Source organism: Mycobacterium sp. E787, assembly GCF_001668725.1.
Classification (GTDB): Bacteria; Actinomycetota; Actinomycetes; order Mycobacteriales; family Mycobacteriaceae; genus Mycobacterium.
Genome location: NZ_LZKL01000120.1, coordinates 45,097 through 60,779, shown reverse-complemented (window position 1 = coordinate 60,779; position 15,683 = coordinate 45,097). Strand labels below are relative to the sequence as shown.

General features: G+C 68.7%; 14 protein-coding genes. All 14 read right to left on the bottom strand.

Annotation, left to right across the window (positions count from 1 at the left end; genetic code table 11):
• Positions 1-6 precede the first annotated feature (6 nt).
• The 14 genes from nuoN to A5705_RS23305 are packed head-to-tail and all read right to left on the bottom strand — an operon-like array spanning position 7 to position 15,447.
• Complete coding sequence (gene nuoN / locus A5705_RS23370; RefSeq protein ID WP_067883479.1) at positions 7-1,599, bottom strand: NADH-quinone oxidoreductase subunit NuoN; 1,593 nt, start codon at positions 1,597-1,599, stop codon at positions 7-9.
• A complete protein-coding gene (locus tag A5705_RS23365; RefSeq protein WP_068280375.1) occupies positions 1,596-3,194 on the bottom strand; it encodes an NADH-quinone oxidoreductase subunit M in 1,599 nt (532 codons plus the stop codon). The genes nuoN and A5705_RS23365 overlap by 4 nt, the downstream gene beginning before the upstream one ends.
• Positions 3,191-5,077 carry an NADH-quinone oxidoreductase subunit L gene (nuoL, locus tag A5705_RS23360; protein WP_068280354.1) on the bottom strand — a complete coding sequence of 629 codons (1,887 nt, stop codon included), beginning with the start codon at positions 5,075-5,077 and terminating at the stop codon, positions 3,191-3,193. The genes A5705_RS23365 and nuoL overlap by 4 nt, the downstream gene beginning before the upstream one ends.
• Positions 5,078-5,088: 11 nt before the next feature.
• The gene (gene nuoK / locus A5705_RS23355; RefSeq protein WP_047313174.1) at positions 5,089-5,388 is read right to left on the bottom strand and encodes an NADH-quinone oxidoreductase subunit NuoK; all 300 of its coding nucleotides are present in this window, start codon (positions 5,386-5,388) and stop codon (positions 5,089-5,091) included.
• Positions 5,385-6,167 (bottom strand): NADH-quinone oxidoreductase subunit J, encoded by a 783-nt coding sequence (locus A5705_RS23350; RefSeq protein ID WP_068280351.1) that lies wholly within the window; start codon positions 6,165-6,167, stop codon positions 5,385-5,387. Before A5705_RS23350 ends, nuoK begins: the two co-directional genes overlap by 4 nt.
• Positions 6,164-6,709 (bottom strand): NADH-quinone oxidoreductase subunit NuoI, encoded by a 546-nt coding sequence (gene nuoI / locus A5705_RS23345; RefSeq protein ID WP_067883476.1) that lies wholly within the window; start codon positions 6,707-6,709, stop codon positions 6,164-6,166. Before nuoI ends, A5705_RS23350 begins: the two co-directional genes overlap by 4 nt.
• The gene (nuoH, locus tag A5705_RS23340; protein ID WP_197521324.1) at positions 6,702-7,961 is read right to left on the bottom strand and encodes an NADH-quinone oxidoreductase subunit NuoH; all 1,260 of its coding nucleotides are present in this window, start codon (positions 7,959-7,961) and stop codon (positions 6,702-6,704) included. The genes nuoI and nuoH overlap by 8 nt, the downstream gene beginning before the upstream one ends.
• Positions 7,962-7,969: 8 nt before the next feature.
• Positions 7,970-10,396 carry an NADH-quinone oxidoreductase subunit G gene (locus A5705_RS23335; RefSeq protein WP_068280345.1) on the bottom strand — a complete coding sequence of 809 codons (2,427 nt, stop codon included), beginning with the start codon at positions 10,394-10,396 and terminating at the stop codon, positions 7,970-7,972.
• Positions 10,393-11,724, bottom strand: a complete 1,332-nt coding sequence (gene nuoF, locus A5705_RS23330; RefSeq protein WP_068280342.1) for an NADH-quinone oxidoreductase subunit NuoF — start codon at positions 11,722-11,724, stop codon at positions 10,393-10,395. Before nuoF ends, A5705_RS23335 begins: the two co-directional genes overlap by 4 nt.
• Positions 11,724-12,488: an NADH-quinone oxidoreductase subunit NuoE gene (nuoE, locus tag A5705_RS23325; RefSeq protein ID WP_067883472.1), complete on the bottom strand. Its 765-nt coding sequence runs from the start codon at positions 12,486-12,488 to the stop codon at positions 11,724-11,726. The genes nuoF and nuoE overlap by 1 nt, the downstream gene beginning before the upstream one ends.
• A complete protein-coding gene (nuoD, locus tag A5705_RS23320) occupies positions 12,485-13,783 on the bottom strand; it encodes an NADH dehydrogenase (quinone) subunit D (protein WP_067883471.1) in 1,299 nt (432 codons plus the stop codon). Before nuoD ends, nuoE begins: the two co-directional genes overlap by 4 nt.
• The gene (locus A5705_RS23315) at positions 13,783-14,511 is read right to left on the bottom strand and encodes an NADH-quinone oxidoreductase subunit C (protein WP_067883470.1); all 729 of its coding nucleotides are present in this window, start codon (positions 14,509-14,511) and stop codon (positions 13,783-13,785) included. The genes nuoD and A5705_RS23315 overlap by 1 nt, the downstream gene beginning before the upstream one ends.
• On the bottom strand, positions 14,508-15,062 hold the full coding sequence (locus tag A5705_RS23310) for an NADH-quinone oxidoreductase subunit B family protein (RefSeq protein WP_068280338.1): 555 nt from the start codon (positions 15,060-15,062) through the stop codon (positions 14,508-14,510). Before A5705_RS23310 ends, A5705_RS23315 begins: the two co-directional genes overlap by 4 nt.
• A 7-nt stretch (positions 15,063-15,069) precedes the next feature.
• Positions 15,070-15,447, bottom strand: a complete 378-nt coding sequence (locus A5705_RS23305) for an NADH-quinone oxidoreductase subunit A (RefSeq protein WP_067883552.1) — start codon at positions 15,445-15,447, stop codon at positions 15,070-15,072.
• Between the last annotated feature and the right edge of the window lie 236 nt (positions 15,448-15,683).

The window sequence follows — 15,683 nt, the reverse complement described above, 5'->3', positions numbered from 1 at the left end:
GCCGGTTCAGTGCAGCAGCTGGGCCGCCTGATCGGCCAGGTCGAGCAGCGGCTGCGGGAAGATTCCCAACAGCACCGTGACCAAGGCGCATACCGCGATCGCGGCCTTGCTGAGGACGCCCGGCGCCACCACGTGTGGGGTGTCGTCGGTCGCCTCGGTGAAGAACATCGACACGATGACGCGCACGTAGAAGTAGGCGGCGACACCGCTGGCGACGACGCCGACGACGACCAGCGGCACCGCGCCGCCCTGCGCGGCGGCCTTGAACACGGCGAGCTTGCTGACGAAGCCACTCGTCAGCGGGATGCCCGCGAACGCCAGCAGGAACATCGAAAACATCACGCCCACAATGGGGGAGCGCTGCCCGAGCCCGGCCCAGTGCGACAGCGTGGCGTCCTCGACGCCGTCGGCGTTGCGAATCAGGCCCACGATGGCGAACGCGCCGAGCGTGCTGAAGCTGTAGGCGACCAGATAGAACATCGTTGCCGACAAACCGGCCGCGTTGTCCGCGATCACGCCGGTGAGTATGAAGCCCACGTGCGCGACGGACGAGTAGGCCAGCATCCGCTTGACGTCGGTCTGGTTGACGGCGGTGATCGTGCCCACCGCCATCGTCAGGATCGAAATCGTCCACAGCACCGGACGCCATTGGTCGTGCAGCGGCGGCAGGGCCACGTAGACCACCCGCAGCAGCGCGCCGAACGCCGCCACCTTGGTGGCCGCCGCCATGAACCCCGTGATCGGTGTGGGCGCACCCTGGTAGACATCGGGAATCCACGAGTGGAACGGCACCGCACCCACTTTGAACAGCAGCCCGACCGACAGCAGCGCGACGCCGATCAACGCCATCGAGGTATCGCCATGGGCGGCAACGGCATCCCGGATCCCGGGCAGCAGCAGCGTGCCGGTCGCGCCGTAGAGCAACGCCACCCCGTACAGGAAGAACGCCGAGGAGAACGCGCCCAGCAGGAAGTACTTCATCGCCGCTTCCTGCGAGAGCAGGCGGCGATGACGCGCCAGCCCGCACATCAGGTACAGCGGCAGCGACAAAACCTCCAGGGCGACGAACATCGTCAGCAGGTCGTTGGACGCGGGGAAGACCATCATGCCGCCGACGGACAGCATCGCCAGCGGGAAGAGCTCGGTCTGCGCGGCGCCGGCCCGCTCCGCCTCGCGCTCGGCGTCGCTGCCGGGAACCGCGGAGGCCTGCGGCGTAAAGGAATCCAGGCCACCGGAGCCCGCCGCGACCCCTGCTGTGGCCACGGACTTGGTGTCGGCCTTGGCCTGTGTCCGCTCGGCCATGAAGATGACGGCCAGCACCGCGACCAGCAGAACGGTGCCCTGCAGAAACAGCGACGGTCGGTCGATCGCCACCGCGCCCAGCACCGCCGCGCGACCCGACGCCGGCACCGACTCGGCGACCTCCACGTCCGCGACCAGCGCCGCGATCAGGCCGCCCAGGGCCAGCGTCACCTGGGTGGCGTACCGAATTCGCCTGGGGACGAACGCTTCCACGAGCACCCCGGCGACGGCGACACCGAAGACGATGAGCATCGGGCACAGCAGGAAGTACTCGACGCTGGGGGTGGGCAGGGTCATCGGTGCGGTCCTTCGGCTGTCTTCGGGGAGCCAACGCCCGAAACCGGGCGGGTCACGCTCGGCGCGGGGTCATGCTGGCCGATGGTGGTCATCGTGTTCTGCACGGCCGGATTGATCAGGTCCAGCACCGGCTTGGGGTAGACGCCGAGCACCAGCAGGAGCGCGACGAGCGGGGCGACGACGACCAGCTCGCGCGCCTTCAGGTCCCCGATGCCCTCGCTGCCGGCGGCCACCGGGCCCGTCATCACCCGCTGGTAGAGCCACAACATGTAGATCGCCGACAGGACCAACGCGGTCACGCCGAACGCCGCCGCCAGCCAGTAGCGGTTGAAAGTGCCCAGCAGGACCAGGAATTCGCTGATGAACGGCGCCAGGCCCGGAAGCGACAGCGTCGCCATGGCCGAGACGAGGAAGGTGCCCGCCAGGATGGGCGCCACCTTCTGCACGCCCCCGTAGTCGGCGATCGCCCGGCTGCCGCGCCGGGATATCAGGAAGCCCGCGATCAGGAACACCGCCGCGGTGGACAGGCCGTGGTTGAGCATGTACAGCGTCGACCCGCTCTGTCCCTGGGTGGTCATCACGAAGATGCCCAGGATGATGAACCCGAAGTGGGAGATCGACGTGTAGGCGATCAGCCGCATGATGTCGGCCTGGCCGATCGCCACGATCGCGCCGTAGATCACGCCGATGACGGCGAGCACGATGATCAGCGGACGGAAATACGTTGAGGCGCTGGGGAACAGCTGCAGGCAGTAGCGCAGCATGCCGAAGGTGCCGACCTTGTCCATCACGGCCATCATCAGCACCGCGGTCGCCGGCGTGGCCTCGACCGCGGCGTCGGGCAGCCAGCGGTGGAACGGCCACAGCGGCGCCTTGATCGCGAACGCGAACATGAAGCCCAAGAACAGCGCCTTGAACACCGCGGGGTCGGCACCGTAGCGGCCAGACGCCACGCCGGCGACGATGTCACGGAAGTCGAACGTGCCCGAGCCGTGCTGCGCGGTCACCACGTAGAGCCCGATGACGGCCGCCAGCATGATCAGGCCGCCGAACAGGTTGTACAGCAAGAACTTCACCGCGGCGCGCGACCTGCCGGGTCCCGAACCGAAGCCGCCGATCAGGAAGTACATCGGCACCAGCATGGCTTCGAAGAACACGTAGAACAGCAGCACGTCCAGCGCGACCACCGAGACCAGCACCATCGACTCGATGGCCAGCGTCAGCGCGACGTAGGCGTGCACGCTGCGAGAATTTGCCTGGGTGCCCTGCCTGCCGTCGTTCCAGCCGGCCACCTGCAGCAGCGGGATCAGCACCGCGGTCAGCAGCACCAGCACCACGGCGATGCCGTCCACCCCGAGGGAGTAACCCGCGCCGAACGCCGGTATCCACCTGTGGCTTTCGACGAACTGGTAGGTGGGGCCGCCCGTCTTGAAGGCGACGGTGACGACGATCGCCACCGCCAGCGTCAGCACGCCGACGACCAGGCCCGCCCACTTGGCCAGCTGTCGCATCCCGGGGGGAAGCAGGATGATCAGCCCGGAACCCGCCAGCGGCAGCAGCCACAGGATGCTCAGCCACGGGATGTTGGCGCTCACCACGCCCGCACCGCCAAGATCAGGGCGACCACCAGCACCGCGCCGGCCAGCATCGAGAGGGCGTAGTTGCGGGCGAACCCGGTTTGGAAGCGCCGCAGGCCGTTTGACGTCCGGCTCACGAGCGCCGCGAGCGCGTTGACCGAGCCGTCCACGCCCGCGTTGTCGACCTCGACCAGCGCTCCGGTCAGTTGCGCACCAGGGCGCATGAACACCTCCTCGTTGAAGGCATCGCCGTACAGGTCGGCGCGCGCGGCGGTGGTGAGCGGCGAGACCCGGAGGGGGGCCACCCTGGGGATGGGCGACATCGCGTACATCCGGTAGGCCACCGCGATGCCGATCGCGACGACGCCGAGCGCCACGACGGTGGTGACCCAGGCGGGCAGCGCATGGGCGGCCTCTTCGCGCGTCCCGACGACGGGCTCGAGCCAGTGCTGCAGGGCTCCGCCCCACCAGAACAGCAGGCCGGAGAACGCCGAACCGACGGCGAGCAGGATCATCGGCCACGCCATCACGGCCGGCGCCTCGTGCGGGTGGCTGCCGGGGGCCCAACGCTTTTCACCGAAGAAGGTCATCAGCATGACGCGGGTCATGTAGAAGGCGGTGACGCCGGCGCCCAGCAGCGCCGCCCCGCCCAGCACGTAGCCGCGGGTGTCCCCGGAGGACAGGGCCGCCTCGATGATCTTGTCCTTGGAGAAGAAACCGGCGAAGGGTGGCACCCCGATGATCGCCAGATAGCCCAGGCCGAATGTGGCGAAGGTGATCGGCAAAGCCTTGCGCAGGCCGCCGTAGCGGCGCATGTTCTGCTCCTCGTGCATCGCGTGGATCACCGCACCGGAGCCGAGGAACAGCCCGGCCTTGAAGAAGCCGTGGGTGAGCAGGTGCATGATCGCGAAGGCGTAGCCGGCCGGGCCGAGGCCGGCGGCCAGCACCATATAGCCGATCTGGCTCATGGTCGACGCCGCCAGGGCGCGCTTGATGTCGTCCTTGGCGCAGCCGATGAGCGCCCCGAACAGCAGGGTGACGGCCCCGACGATCACCACGCCCAATTGCGCGTCGGGGGAGAGGTTGTAGAGCGGATTGGACCGCACGATCAGGTACACGCCGGCGGTCACCATGGTGGCGGCGTGGATCAGCGCGGACACCGGCGTCGGGCCCTCCATCGCGTCGCCCAACCAGGCCTGCAGCGGGACCTGGGCGGATTTGGCGCAGGCGCCCAGCAGCAGCAGCAATCCCATCGCCGTCAGCGCGCCCCGGCCGGCGGCGGGCGCGCCGGCGAACACGCCGGCGTACGACAGCGTGCCGAATGTGCTGAACATCAGGAACATTCCGAGTGCCAGGCCGGCGTCCCCGACCCGGTTCATCACGAACGCCTTCTTGGCCGCGGTGGCCGCCGTCGGCTTGTGATACCAGAAGCCGATGAGCAGATACGAGGCCAGGCCGACGCCCTCCCAGCCGACGTAGAGCACCACGTAGTTGTCGGCGACCACCAGCAGCAGCATCGAGGCCAGAAACAGGTTGAGGTAGCCGAAGAAGCGGCGGCGGTCCGGGTCGTCGGCCATGTAGCCGACCGAATAGATGTGGATCAGCGACCCGACGCCGGAGATCAGCAGCACGAAACACACTGACAGCTGGTCGATCTGCAGCCCGAGGTCCACCTGCAGTTGACCGACGGGAATCCAGCTGAACACCTTCTGGTGGATGACCCGGTCGTCCCCGCCGCGGCCGAGCAGCTCGCTGAGCAGGCCCAGCCCCACGCCGAACGCTGCCAGCGCGGTCGCGCAGCCCAGCAGGTGCCCCCACCCGTCGGTGCGCCTACCCCCGAACAACAAGATCGCGGCGCCCGCCAATGGCAGCGCCACCAGCAGCCAGGTGTAGTCAGTCATCGTGACGTTGTTCAGCCTTTGAGTAGGTTCGCGTCGTCGACCGACGCCGATTTGCGGGCACGGAAAATCGTCATGATGATGGCCAGGCCCACCACGACCTCGCACGCGGCGACCACCATCGTGAAGAAGGCGATCATCTGGCCGTCGAGATGGCCGTGCATCCGCGCGAACGTGACGAACGCCAGGTTGACGGCGTTGAGCATCAGCTCGACGCACATGAACATCACGATGGCGTTGCGGCGCAACAACACACCCGCGGCGCCGATGGTGAAGAGCAGCGCCGAAAGATACAGATAGTTGGCCGGATTCACGACGCACCGCCCTGCACGGCCTCCGCGGGTGTCTCTCGGACTTCTGCGCCGTCCGCGCCCCGGATCTTCAGGATCGGGGACACCGACAGGCCCGAGTAGGAGCCGTCGGGCAGCAGCGCGGCGACGTCGACCGCGTTGTGGCGCGCGTACACACCGGGGTTGGGCAGCGGGGTCGCCCGCCCGCCGGGCCGGAACCGCTCCTCGGACAGTTCGCGTTGCGTCTTGCGGCGTTCGAAGCGCTCCCGGTGCGCCAGCACCATCGCCCCCACGGCCGCGGTGATCAGCAGCGCGCTGGTCAGCTCGAACGCCCAGAGGTAGCGCGAAAAGATCAGGGCGGCCAGGCCTTCCACGTTGCCGCCGGAATTGGCCGTGGTGAGGCCGAGGAAACCGCCGGTCGCCACGTTGCCGATGCCCGCGAGCAGCAGGATGCCGAACCCGAGGCCCGTGAACACCGCCGCGATGCGCTGGCCGCGCAGCGTCTCCTTCAGCGACTCCGCGGAATCCACGCCGATCAGCATCAGCACGAACAGGAACAGCATCATCACCGCGCCGGTGTAGACGACCACCTGGACGATGCCCAGGAACAGCGCGTCCTGGACCATGTAGAACACCGCCAGGATGATCATCGTCATCGCCAGGAACATCGCGGAGTAGACAGCGTTGGCCGCCAGCACCACGCCGAGCGCGCCGAGCACCGCCAGCGCGCCCAGCACCCAGAACGTGACCGCCTCGCCGGTCGAGGTGCGAACGATGGTGTCGGCGGCGAGCGTCGCGGTCATCTTGCGTCTCCGGCGCTCTCGTGCTCGCGCAGTCCCTCCGCGGTCACGTTGCCCTGGTAGTAGTCCTTGTCGGTGGCGCCGGCGGCCCGCGGGTGCGGCGGCGCCGTCATCTCCGGCGTGAGGGGGGCGAGCAGCCGGTCCTTCTCGTAGATGAGGTCGGCCCGGTTGTCGTCGGCCATCTCGTAGTCGTTGGTCATCGTCAGCGCCCTGGTGGGGCAGGCCTCGATGCACAGGCCGCAGCCGATGCAGCGCAGGTAGTTGATCTGGTACACGCGGCCGTAGCGTTCGCCCGGCGAGTACCGCAGCTCCTCGGTGTTGTCGGCGCCCTCGACGTAGATCGCGTCGGCGGGGCAGGCCCAGGCGCACAGCTCGCACCCGATGCACTTCTCCAGGCCGTCGGGGTACCGGTTGAGTTGGTGACGGCCGTGATAGCGCGGCGCGACCGGCCCCGGCTTCTCCGGATATTCCTCCGTGACGTGCTTTTTGAACATCGAGCCGAGCGTCACGCCGAATCCGGCTACGGCGTCGAGAAATTTAGGCACGTGCTTCCTCCTTGCTCGCGCCGACCTTCCGCGCGGGTAGCGGCGGCGTCGGGAAGGCCGGCTCGGTGATTGCGGGGGAGGGGATTTCGTCGCGCTGCCGGCGCAGCTGACGCTCCATCGCGCGAATGCTCGGCGCCGTGAACGGTTTTCGCAACAGCAGCACCAGCGCGCCGGCCACGACGATGCTGCTGACCACCAGCACCGGCGTCCAGTGCGCGTATCCCTGGTTGCGCGCCGTGCGGATCACGGCGGCGATCAGCACCCACACCAGTGAGGCCGGGATCAGCAGTTTCCACCCCAGCGCCATGAACTGGTCGTAGCGCAGCCGGGGCAGGCTGGCGCGCAGCCAGAAGTAGATGAACAGGAAGGTCCACATCTTGAGCGTGAACCACAGCACCGGCCACCATCCGGAGTTGGCGCCCGCCCACATGTTCAGCGGCCAGGGCGCGTGCCAGCCGCCGAAGAACATGGCCGTGGCCAGTGAGGACACCGTCATCATGTTGACGTACTCGGCCAGCATGAACATGGCGAACTTCAGCGAGGAGTATTCGGTGTGGAATCCCGCGACCAGTTCGCCTTCGGCCTCGGGCAGATCGAATGGGGCGCGGTTGGTCTCGCCGACCATCGAGATCAGGTAGATCACGAACGACGGCAGCAACAGGAACACGAACCAGACGCGGTCCTGCGCGGCCACGATCTGCGACGTCGACATGGTGCCGGCGTAGAGGAACACCGCGGTGAACGACAGCCCCATCGCGACCTCATAGGAGATCACCTGCGCGGTGGAGCGCACCCCGCCCAGCAGCGGGTAGGTCGATCCCGACGCCCAGCCGCCGAGCACGATGCCGTACACGCCGATCGCCGAGAGCCCCAGGATGAACAACACCGCGACCGGGAGGTCGGTCAGCTGCAGGGGCGTGCGGTGGCCGAACACCGACACCACCGGGCCGAACGGGATGAACGCGAACGCGGTGAACGCGGGGATGACCGAAAAGACCGGCGCCGCAAAGTAAACGAACTTGTCGATGCCGCCGGGGGTGATGCTTTCCTTCAGCGCCAGCTTGATCCCGTCGGCCAGGCTCTGCAGGGCGCCCCACGGCCCCGCCCGGTTGGGGCCGGGCCGCAACTGCATCCAGCCGAGGATCTTGCGTTCGAGCAGGATCGCGACCAGCACGTTGAGCATGAGGAAGACGAAGATGGCCAGCGCCTTGCCCAGCACCAGCCACCAGGTGTCGTGCCCGAAGTCGGTCAAGGTGGTCGTCATGAGCCCACTCCGATTTCCCCCACTGCGATTTCCACTGTGCTGCCGATCGTTACGCCCAATTTCCGGTGCACCGCCGAACCCGGCGAGTTCAGCGGAAGCCACACCACCCGGTCGGGCATGTCGGTGATGTCCAGCGGCAGCGTGATCGATCCGCGCGGCGTGCTGACCGTGACGTTGTCGCCGTCGGCGGCGCCGATCTCGGCGGCGGTGCCTGCGGACAGCCGGGCGACGGGCTTGCGCGCGGTGCCGGCCAGGTGCGGTTCGCCGTCCTGCATCCGGCCCTCGTCGAGCAGCAACCGCCATCCGGCCAGCACGGCCTGACCCTGCCCCGGCTCGGCCGGCGCCGGGGTGGCGACCTGCGGGGCGGCGGCGTGCTCACCGTCCCAGGTACCCAGGCGGGACAGTTCCTCGCGGGCCGCTTCGACGGTGGTGGTTCCCAGATAGACGCCCATCTCGTCGGCCAGCGTGTCGAGCACCTTGTGGTCGGACACCCCGGCCTGCTGGGTGGTGCCGTGCAGCGCGGGCGCGAACCCGCGGTAGCGGCCCTCCCAGTTGACGAAGGCGCCGGACTTCTGCGTCGTCGGCGCGACCGGGAACACCACGTCGGCGCGCTCGGTGACCGGGCTGTGCCGCAGCTCCAGGCTGACGACGAAACCGGCGGCGTCCAGCGCGGCCAGCACCGCGTCGGGATCGGGGAAGTCGTTGGGTTCGATGCCGCCGACCAGCAGCGCCGCCAGGGAGCCGTCCGTGGCGGCGGCCAGGATGGCATGGGCGTCCCGCCCTGCGGCGGAAGGCAATTCGTCGACGTTCCAGGCCGCCGCGACCTGCGCCCGGGCGGCGTCGTCGGACACCGGGCGACCGCCGGGCAGCAGCGTGGGCAGCGCGCCGGCCTCCAGCGCGCCGCGCTCGCCGGCGCGGCGCGGCACCCACGCCAGCCGCGCGCCGGTCGCGTCGGCGAGCCGGGCGGCCGCGGACAGCCCGCCGGGCACCGTGGCCAGGCGCTCGCCGACCATGATGACCGCGCCCGGTTTCGACAGCAGCTCACCGATCTCGCCGCCGCCCAGCGCGTCCAGCGCGGCCGCTTCGGCGCCGGGAACGGTCCTGATCAGCCGGCCCGCCATCTTGGTCAGCGCGCGCGTCGCGAACGGCGCGACCGCGTATACGGGGACCCCGTGCTTGCGGGCGGCCTTGCGCAGCCGCAGGAACACGATGGGCGACTCGTCCTCCGGCTCGAAGGAGACCAGGACCACCACCGGCGCGGTTTCCAGGTCGGTGTAGCTCACCGTCACCGGCCGGCCGGCGACGCGGGCGGCCAGGAAGTCGGCCTCCTCGGCCGAGTGCGGCCGGGCGCGGAAGTCGATGTCGTTGGTGTCCAACGTGATTCGGGCGAACTTGCTGTAGGCGTAGGCGTCTTCCCAGGTGGCCCGGCCGCCGACCAGCACGCCGGTGCGCCCGCGGGCCGCTTCGAGCCCCTCGGCCGCCGCGACGATCGCGTGCGACCACGACGCGGGCTGCAGCTCGCCGTTGGCGTCCCGGACCAGGGGGTTGGTGATCACGTCGTGCCGGGTCGCGTAGGTGAACGCCCACCGGCCCTTGTCGCAGTTCCACTCCTCGTTGACCTCGGGGTCGTCGCCGGCCAGCCGGCGCAGCACCTTGCCGCGGCGGTGGTCGGTGCGCTGCGCGCACCCGGAGGCGCAGTGCTCGCACACGCTGGGGCTGGAGACCAGGTCGAAGGGGCGCGCCCGGAAGCGATACGCGGTCCCGGTCAGCGCGCCCACCGGGCAGATCTGCACCGTGTTGCCCGAAAAGTAGGAGTCGAACGGCTCGTTGGCGTAGATGCCGACCTGTTGCAGGGCGCCGCGCTCCTGCATGTCGATGAACGGGTCACCGGCGATCTGCTCGGAGAACCGGGTGCAGCGGGCGCACAGGATGCAGCGCTCGCGGTCCAGCAGCACCTGCGCGGAGATGTTGATCGGCTTGGCGAAGGTGCGCTTGACGTCGGTGAAGCGAGAGTCGGTGCGGCCGTTGGACATTGCCTGGTTCTGCAACGGGCATTCGCCGCCCTTGTCGCACATCGGGCAGTCCAGCGGGTGGTTGATCAGCAGCAGCTCCATGACGCCGTGCTGGGCCTTGTCCGCGGCCTCGGACGTGAGCTGGGTGCGCACCACCATGTCGTCGGTGGCGACGGTCGTGCACGACGCCATCGGCTTGCGCTGTCCCTCTACCTCGACCAGGCACTGCCGGCACGCGCCGACCGGGTCCAGCAGCGGGTGATCGCAGAACCGCGGGATCTGGATGCCCATCAACTCGGCCGCGCGGATCACCAGAGTCCCCTTGGGCACGCTGATTTCGGCGCCGTCGATGGTCAACGTCACCATCTCCGGCCGGCTCACCTGGTTTTCGGTGTCGGCGGCCTGTGTCACGCGGTACCTCCGTTGAGCATCGAGTCTTGCGGGTCGAACGGGCAGCCGCCCCCCTCGACGTGCGCGACGTATTCGTCGCGGAAGTACTTGATCGACGACATCACCGGGCTGGCGGCGCCATCGCCCAAGGCGCAGAAGGACTTTCCCAGGATGGTGTCGGAGATGTCCGACAGCTTGTCGATGTCCTCTGACGTGCCCCCACCGGTTTCCAGCCGCTCGTAGATCTTGTCCAGCCAGAAGGTGCCCTCCCGGCACGGGGTGCACTTGCCGCACGATTCGTGCTTGTAGAACTCGGTCCAGCGGCGGACCGCGCGCACCACGCACGTGGTCTCGTCGAAGATCTCGAGCGCCTTGGTGCCCAGCATGGAACCGGCGCCGCCCACGCCCTCGTAGTCCAGCGGCACGTCGAGGTGCTCGTCGGTGAGCAGCGGCGTCGACGACCCGCCGGGCGTCCAGAACTTGAGCCGGTGCCCCGTCCGCACGCCGCCCGCGTAGGCGAGCAACTCGCGCAACGTGATCCCGAGAGGGGCCTCGTACTGGCCCGGCCGGGTGACGTGACCGGACAGCGAATACAGCGTGAAGCCCGGCGATTTCTCGCTGCCCATCGACCGGAACCACTCGACGCCGTGCAGGATGATCGCCGGCACGCTGGCGATCGTCTCGACGTTGTTGATCACCGTGGGGCAGCCGTACAGCCCGGCCACCGCGGGGAACGGTGGCCGCAGCCGCGGCTGCCCGCGCCTGCCCTCCAGCGAGTCCAGCAGCGCCGTCTCCTCGCCACAGATGTAGGCGCCGGCGCCGGCGTGCACCACCAACTCCAGATCGAAGCCCGAACCGTTGATGTCGCGGCCCAGGTAACCGGCGGCGTAGGCCTCGGCCACCGCGTTCTGCAGCCGGCGCAACACCGGCAGCACCTCACCGCGCACGTAGATGAACGCGTGGCTGGCCCGGATCGCGTACGCGGCGATGATGACGCCCTCGACGAGCACGTGCGGCGTCGCCAGCATCAGCGGAATGTCTTTGCACGTACCGGGTTCCGACTCGTCGGCGTTGACCACCAGGTAGTGCGGCTTGGCGGCCGGGCCGGTGTCGCCCTGCGGGATGAACGACCACTTGGTTCCCGTCGAGAAGCCCGCGCCGCCGCGGCCGCGCAGGCCGGAGTCCTTGACGACCCCGATCACGTCGTCGGGCTCCATGCCCAGCGCCTTCTGCATGGCCCGATAGCCGTCGTTGCGGCGGTAGGTCTCCAACGTCCACGACTCGGGATCGTCCCAAAAGCGGCTGATCACCGGTGTCAGCGGCGTCGCCTGGGCGCTGGGCGCGGCCATCACTGATCCTTCCCGGACGACGGGGTGTCGGGCGCCTCCATGCCGAGTTCCTTCGCCACCCGCAGGCCGGCCAGCGTCGCCTCGCCCGCGCCGCCCTGGCCCTGGTCGGGGCGCTCGTCGGGCAGGCCGGCCAGGATGCGCGACGTCTCACGGAAGGCACACAGCGGGGCGCCGCGGGTCGGCGCCTGGGGGCGGCCGGAGCGCAGGGAGTCGACGAGTTCGCGCGCCGACTCCGGCGTCTGGTTGTCGAAGAACTCCCAGTTGACCATGACGACGGGTGCGAAGTCGCACGCGGCGTTGCACTCGATGTGCTGCAGGGTGATCTTGCCGTCGGGCGTGGTCTGGTCGTTGCGCACGCCGAGGTGATTGACCAGCGTTTCGAAGATGGCGTCGCCGCCCATCACCGCGCACAGGGTGTTGGTGCAGACCCCGACCAGGTAGTCGCCGGTGGGCCCGCGGCGATACATCGTGTAAAAGCTTGCCACCGCGGACACTTCGGCGCCGGTCAGCCCCAGCTGCTCCCCGCAGAACTCCAGGCCCGCCGGGGTCAGGTAGGAGTCTTGCGCCTGCACCAGGTGCAGCAGCGGCAGCAGGGCCGAGCGCTTGTTGGGGTAGCGGCCCATGATCTCCTTGGCGTCGACCTCGAGGCGCGCCCGTACCTCCGGCGGGTACGACTGCGGGGCGCCCTCGACCACGAACGCGTTGGGCTCGCCGGGCGGCGGGCCGAGCCGGATGAACACCGGCTGCCCCTGCGGCCCCGTCATCGGTCCACCCCGCCCATCACCGGGTCGATGCTGGCGACCGCGGCGATGAGGTCGGCGACCATCCCGCCCTCGCACATCGCGGCGACGGATTGCAGGTTGGTGAAGGACGGGTCCCGGTAGTGCACCCGGTAGGGGCGGGTGCCGCCGTCGCTGACCATGTGCACGCCGAGCTCGCCGCGGGGCGATTCCACCGCGGTGTACACCTGGCCCGCGGGAACGCGGATGCCCTCGGTGACCAGCTTGAAGTGGTGGATCAGCGACTCCATCGAGCTGCCCATGATCTTGGCGATGTGCTCGGGTGAGTTCCCCAGGCCGTCGGGCCCGAGCTTCAGGTCGGCCGGCCAGGCGATCTTGCGATCCTCGATCATCGTCGGTCCCGGCCGCAGCTTGTCCAGACACTGCTCCACGATCTTGATCGACTCCCACATCTCCTTGACGCGAATGATGTAGCGCCCGTACGCATCACAACCTTCATCGGTGATCACGTCGAACTCGTAGTTCTCGTAGCCGCAGTAGGGCTCGCTCTTGCGCAGGTCGTGCGGCAGCCCGGTGGCACGCAGGATCGGGCCGGTGATGCCCAGCGCCATGCAGCCGGTCAGGTCCAGGTAGCCCACGCCCTCGGTGCGCGCCTTCCAGATGGCGTTCTCGTTGAGCAGATCGCCCATTTCGCGCAGCGGTTGCTTCAGCTGCTCGAGGGCCTCGGCGATCTCGGTTTCCGCGCCGGGCGGCAGGTCCTGCGCCACGCCGCCGGGACGGATGTAGGCGCTGTTCATCCGCAGGCCGGTGATCTTCTCGAACAGCGTCAGGACGATCTCGCGGCCCCGGAAGCCGACGAACATCGGGGTCATCGCGCCCAGTTCCATGCCGCCGGTGGCCAACGCGACCAGATGCGACGAGATCCGGTTGAGCTCCATCATCATGACGCGGATGACGTTGACGCGCTCCGGTATCTCGTCGGTGATGCCGAGCAGCTTCTCCACACCGAGGCAGTAGGCGGCCTCGTTGAAAAACGGTGAGAGATAATCCATCCGGGTCACGAAGGTGACACCCTGGGTCCAGTAGCGGTATTCGAGGTTCTTCTCGATCCCGGTGTGCAGATAGCCGATTCCGCACCGCGCCTGGGTGACGGTCTCGCCCTCGATCTCCAGGATCAACCGCAACACCCCGTGGGTGGACGGGTGCTGCGGGCCCATGTTGACGACGATGCGCTCGCCCGGGTCGGCGTTGCGGGCGGCGTCGACGATCTGGTCCCAGTCCTGGCCGCCCGCGACCAGGACGGTTTCGGTGTCGGTCATCAGTTATAGCCCCTGCGCTCGTCGGGTGGGGGAATCTTCGCGCCCTTGTATTCGACCGGGATGCCGCCCAGCGGGTAGTCCTTGCGCTGCGGATGCCCGTGCCAGTCGTCGGGCATCTCGATCCTGGTGAGCGAGGGATGGCCGTCGAAGATGATCCCGAAGAAGTCGTAGGTTTCCCGCTCGTGCCAGTCGTTGGTGGGGTAGACCGCATACAGCGACGGGATGTGCGGATCGCTGTCCGGCGCAGCCACTTCCAGCCGCAGCCGACGGTTGTGGGTGATCGACTGCAGCGGGTAGACGGCGTGCAGTTCCCGGCCGGTCTCGTGGGGGTAGTGCACGCCGTTCACACCCAGGCACATCTCGAAGCGCAGGTCCGGTTCGTCGCGCAGCCGCCGGGCGACCTGCGGCAGCAGCCCGCGGTTCACGTGCAACGTCAGCTCGCCGCGGTCGACCACGACTTTCTCTACGGCGTCGTCGAATTCGACGCCCTCGCGGCCCAGCGCCTCGGCCAGCCGGTCGGCGATGTCGTCGAAGTAACCGCCGTAGGGCCGGGGGCTGCTGCCCGGCAGCGTGACCTCGCGCACCAACCGCCCGTATCCGGACGTGTCGCCGGTGCCCCTGACGCCGAACATGCCGCGACGGACGTCGATGACCTCTTCGTCGGCCGTAGGGACGGCTCCTCCCACCTCGCTGGCCGCAACCTTCGGGTCGTGGTCTGGCGAGCTCATCGCAGCAGACCGCGCATCTCGATGGTGGGCCGGGCCGCCAGCGCCGCCTGCTCGGCCTCGGCGATGGCTTCCTCGCGGTTGACGCCCAGCGGCATCTGCTGAATCTTCTCGTGCAGCGTCAGGATTGCGTGCAGCAGCATCTCCGGACGCGGCGGGCAGCCGGGCAGGTAGATGTCCACCGGGACCACGTGATCCACGCCCTGCACGATCGCGTAGTTGTTGAACATCCCGCCCGATGACGCGCAGACGCCCATGGCCAGCACCCATTTCGGCTCGCCCATCTGGTCGTAGATCTGCCGCAGCACCGGCGCCATCTTCTGGCTCACCCGCCCGGCCACGATCATCAGGTCGGCCTGGCGCGGGGTCGCCGAGAACCGCTCCATGCCGAACCGCGCGATGTCGAACCTCGGCCCGGCCGTCGCCATCATCTCGATGGCGCAGCAGGCCAGCCCGAAGGTCGCCGGCCACAACGAGTTCTTGCGGACGTAGCCCGCAACCTTCTCGACCGTCGACAGCAGGATGCCACCGGGCAGCTGTTCTTCCAGGCCCACGTCTACCTCAATCCCACGTCAGGCCGCCGCGGCGCCACACGTAGGCGTAGGCCACGAAGACCGTGAGCATGAACACCACCATCTCGACCAGCGCGAAGGTCCCCAGCGCGTCGTAGCTGACCGCCCACGGGTACAGGAAGACGATCTCGATGTCGAAGACGATGAACAGCATCGCCGTGAGGTAGTACTTCACCGGAAACCGCTGGCCGGCCGTCGCGTGCGGGCCGCTCACCGGCGTTTCGGTGGGCTCGATGCCGCACTCGTAGGCGGCCAGCTTCGACTTGTTGTAGCGGGTCGGGCCGGCCAAACTCGCGATCGCGACCGAGCCCACGGCAAAGGCAGCGGCGATCGCGCCCAGCACCAGGATGGGTATGTAGACGTTCAACTCGCTCCATGATCCGTCGTGTGGGCCGCCGCTGAGCCTTTCAACGGTGGCCAGGCGGTAACCGGGCCGCTGTGACGAGCCGGGTCTGTAGCCCGCCGCAGTGACCTTCAACATAGCGTCGTTGCGGCCGGCGCACGTGCCCGGGGTGGTGCTATTTGCCCGGTTTTAACGTGGCCGCATCCGGGCGCGTCGCGGCGGGGATGCCGGGCGACCGCCCACACGGCTCAGGTTTCCGT

What these genes read in the sequence shown, in the direction of transcription:
- nuoN (WP_067883479.1), bottom strand. Translation starts at nt 1,599, where the DNA reads ATGACCCTGCCCACCCCCAGCGTCGAGTACTTCCTGCTGTGCCCGATG.
- nuoL (WP_068280354.1), bottom strand. Translation starts at nt 5,077, where the DNA reads ATGACTGACTACACCTGGCTGCTGGTGGCGCTGCCATTGGCGGGCGCC.
- A5705_RS23350 (WP_068280351.1), bottom strand. Translation starts at nt 6,167, where the DNA reads ATGACCGCGACGCTCGCCGCCGACACCATCGTTCGCACCTCGACCGGC.
- nuoF (WP_068280342.1), bottom strand. Translation starts at nt 11,724, where the DNA reads ATGGCCGCGCCCAGCGCCCAGGCGACGCCGCTGACACCGGTGATCAGC.
- nuoE (WP_067883472.1), bottom strand. Translation starts at nt 12,488, where the DNA reads ATGACGGGGCCGCAGGGGCAGCCGGTGTTCATCCGGCTCGGCCCGCCG.
- nuoD (WP_067883471.1), bottom strand. Translation starts at nt 13,783, where the DNA reads ATGACCGACACCGAAACCGTCCTGGTCGCGGGCGGCCAGGACTGGGAC.
- A5705_RS23315 (WP_067883470.1), bottom strand. Translation starts at nt 14,511, where the DNA reads ATGAGCTCGCCAGACCACGACCCGAAGGTTGCGGCCAGCGAGGTGGGA.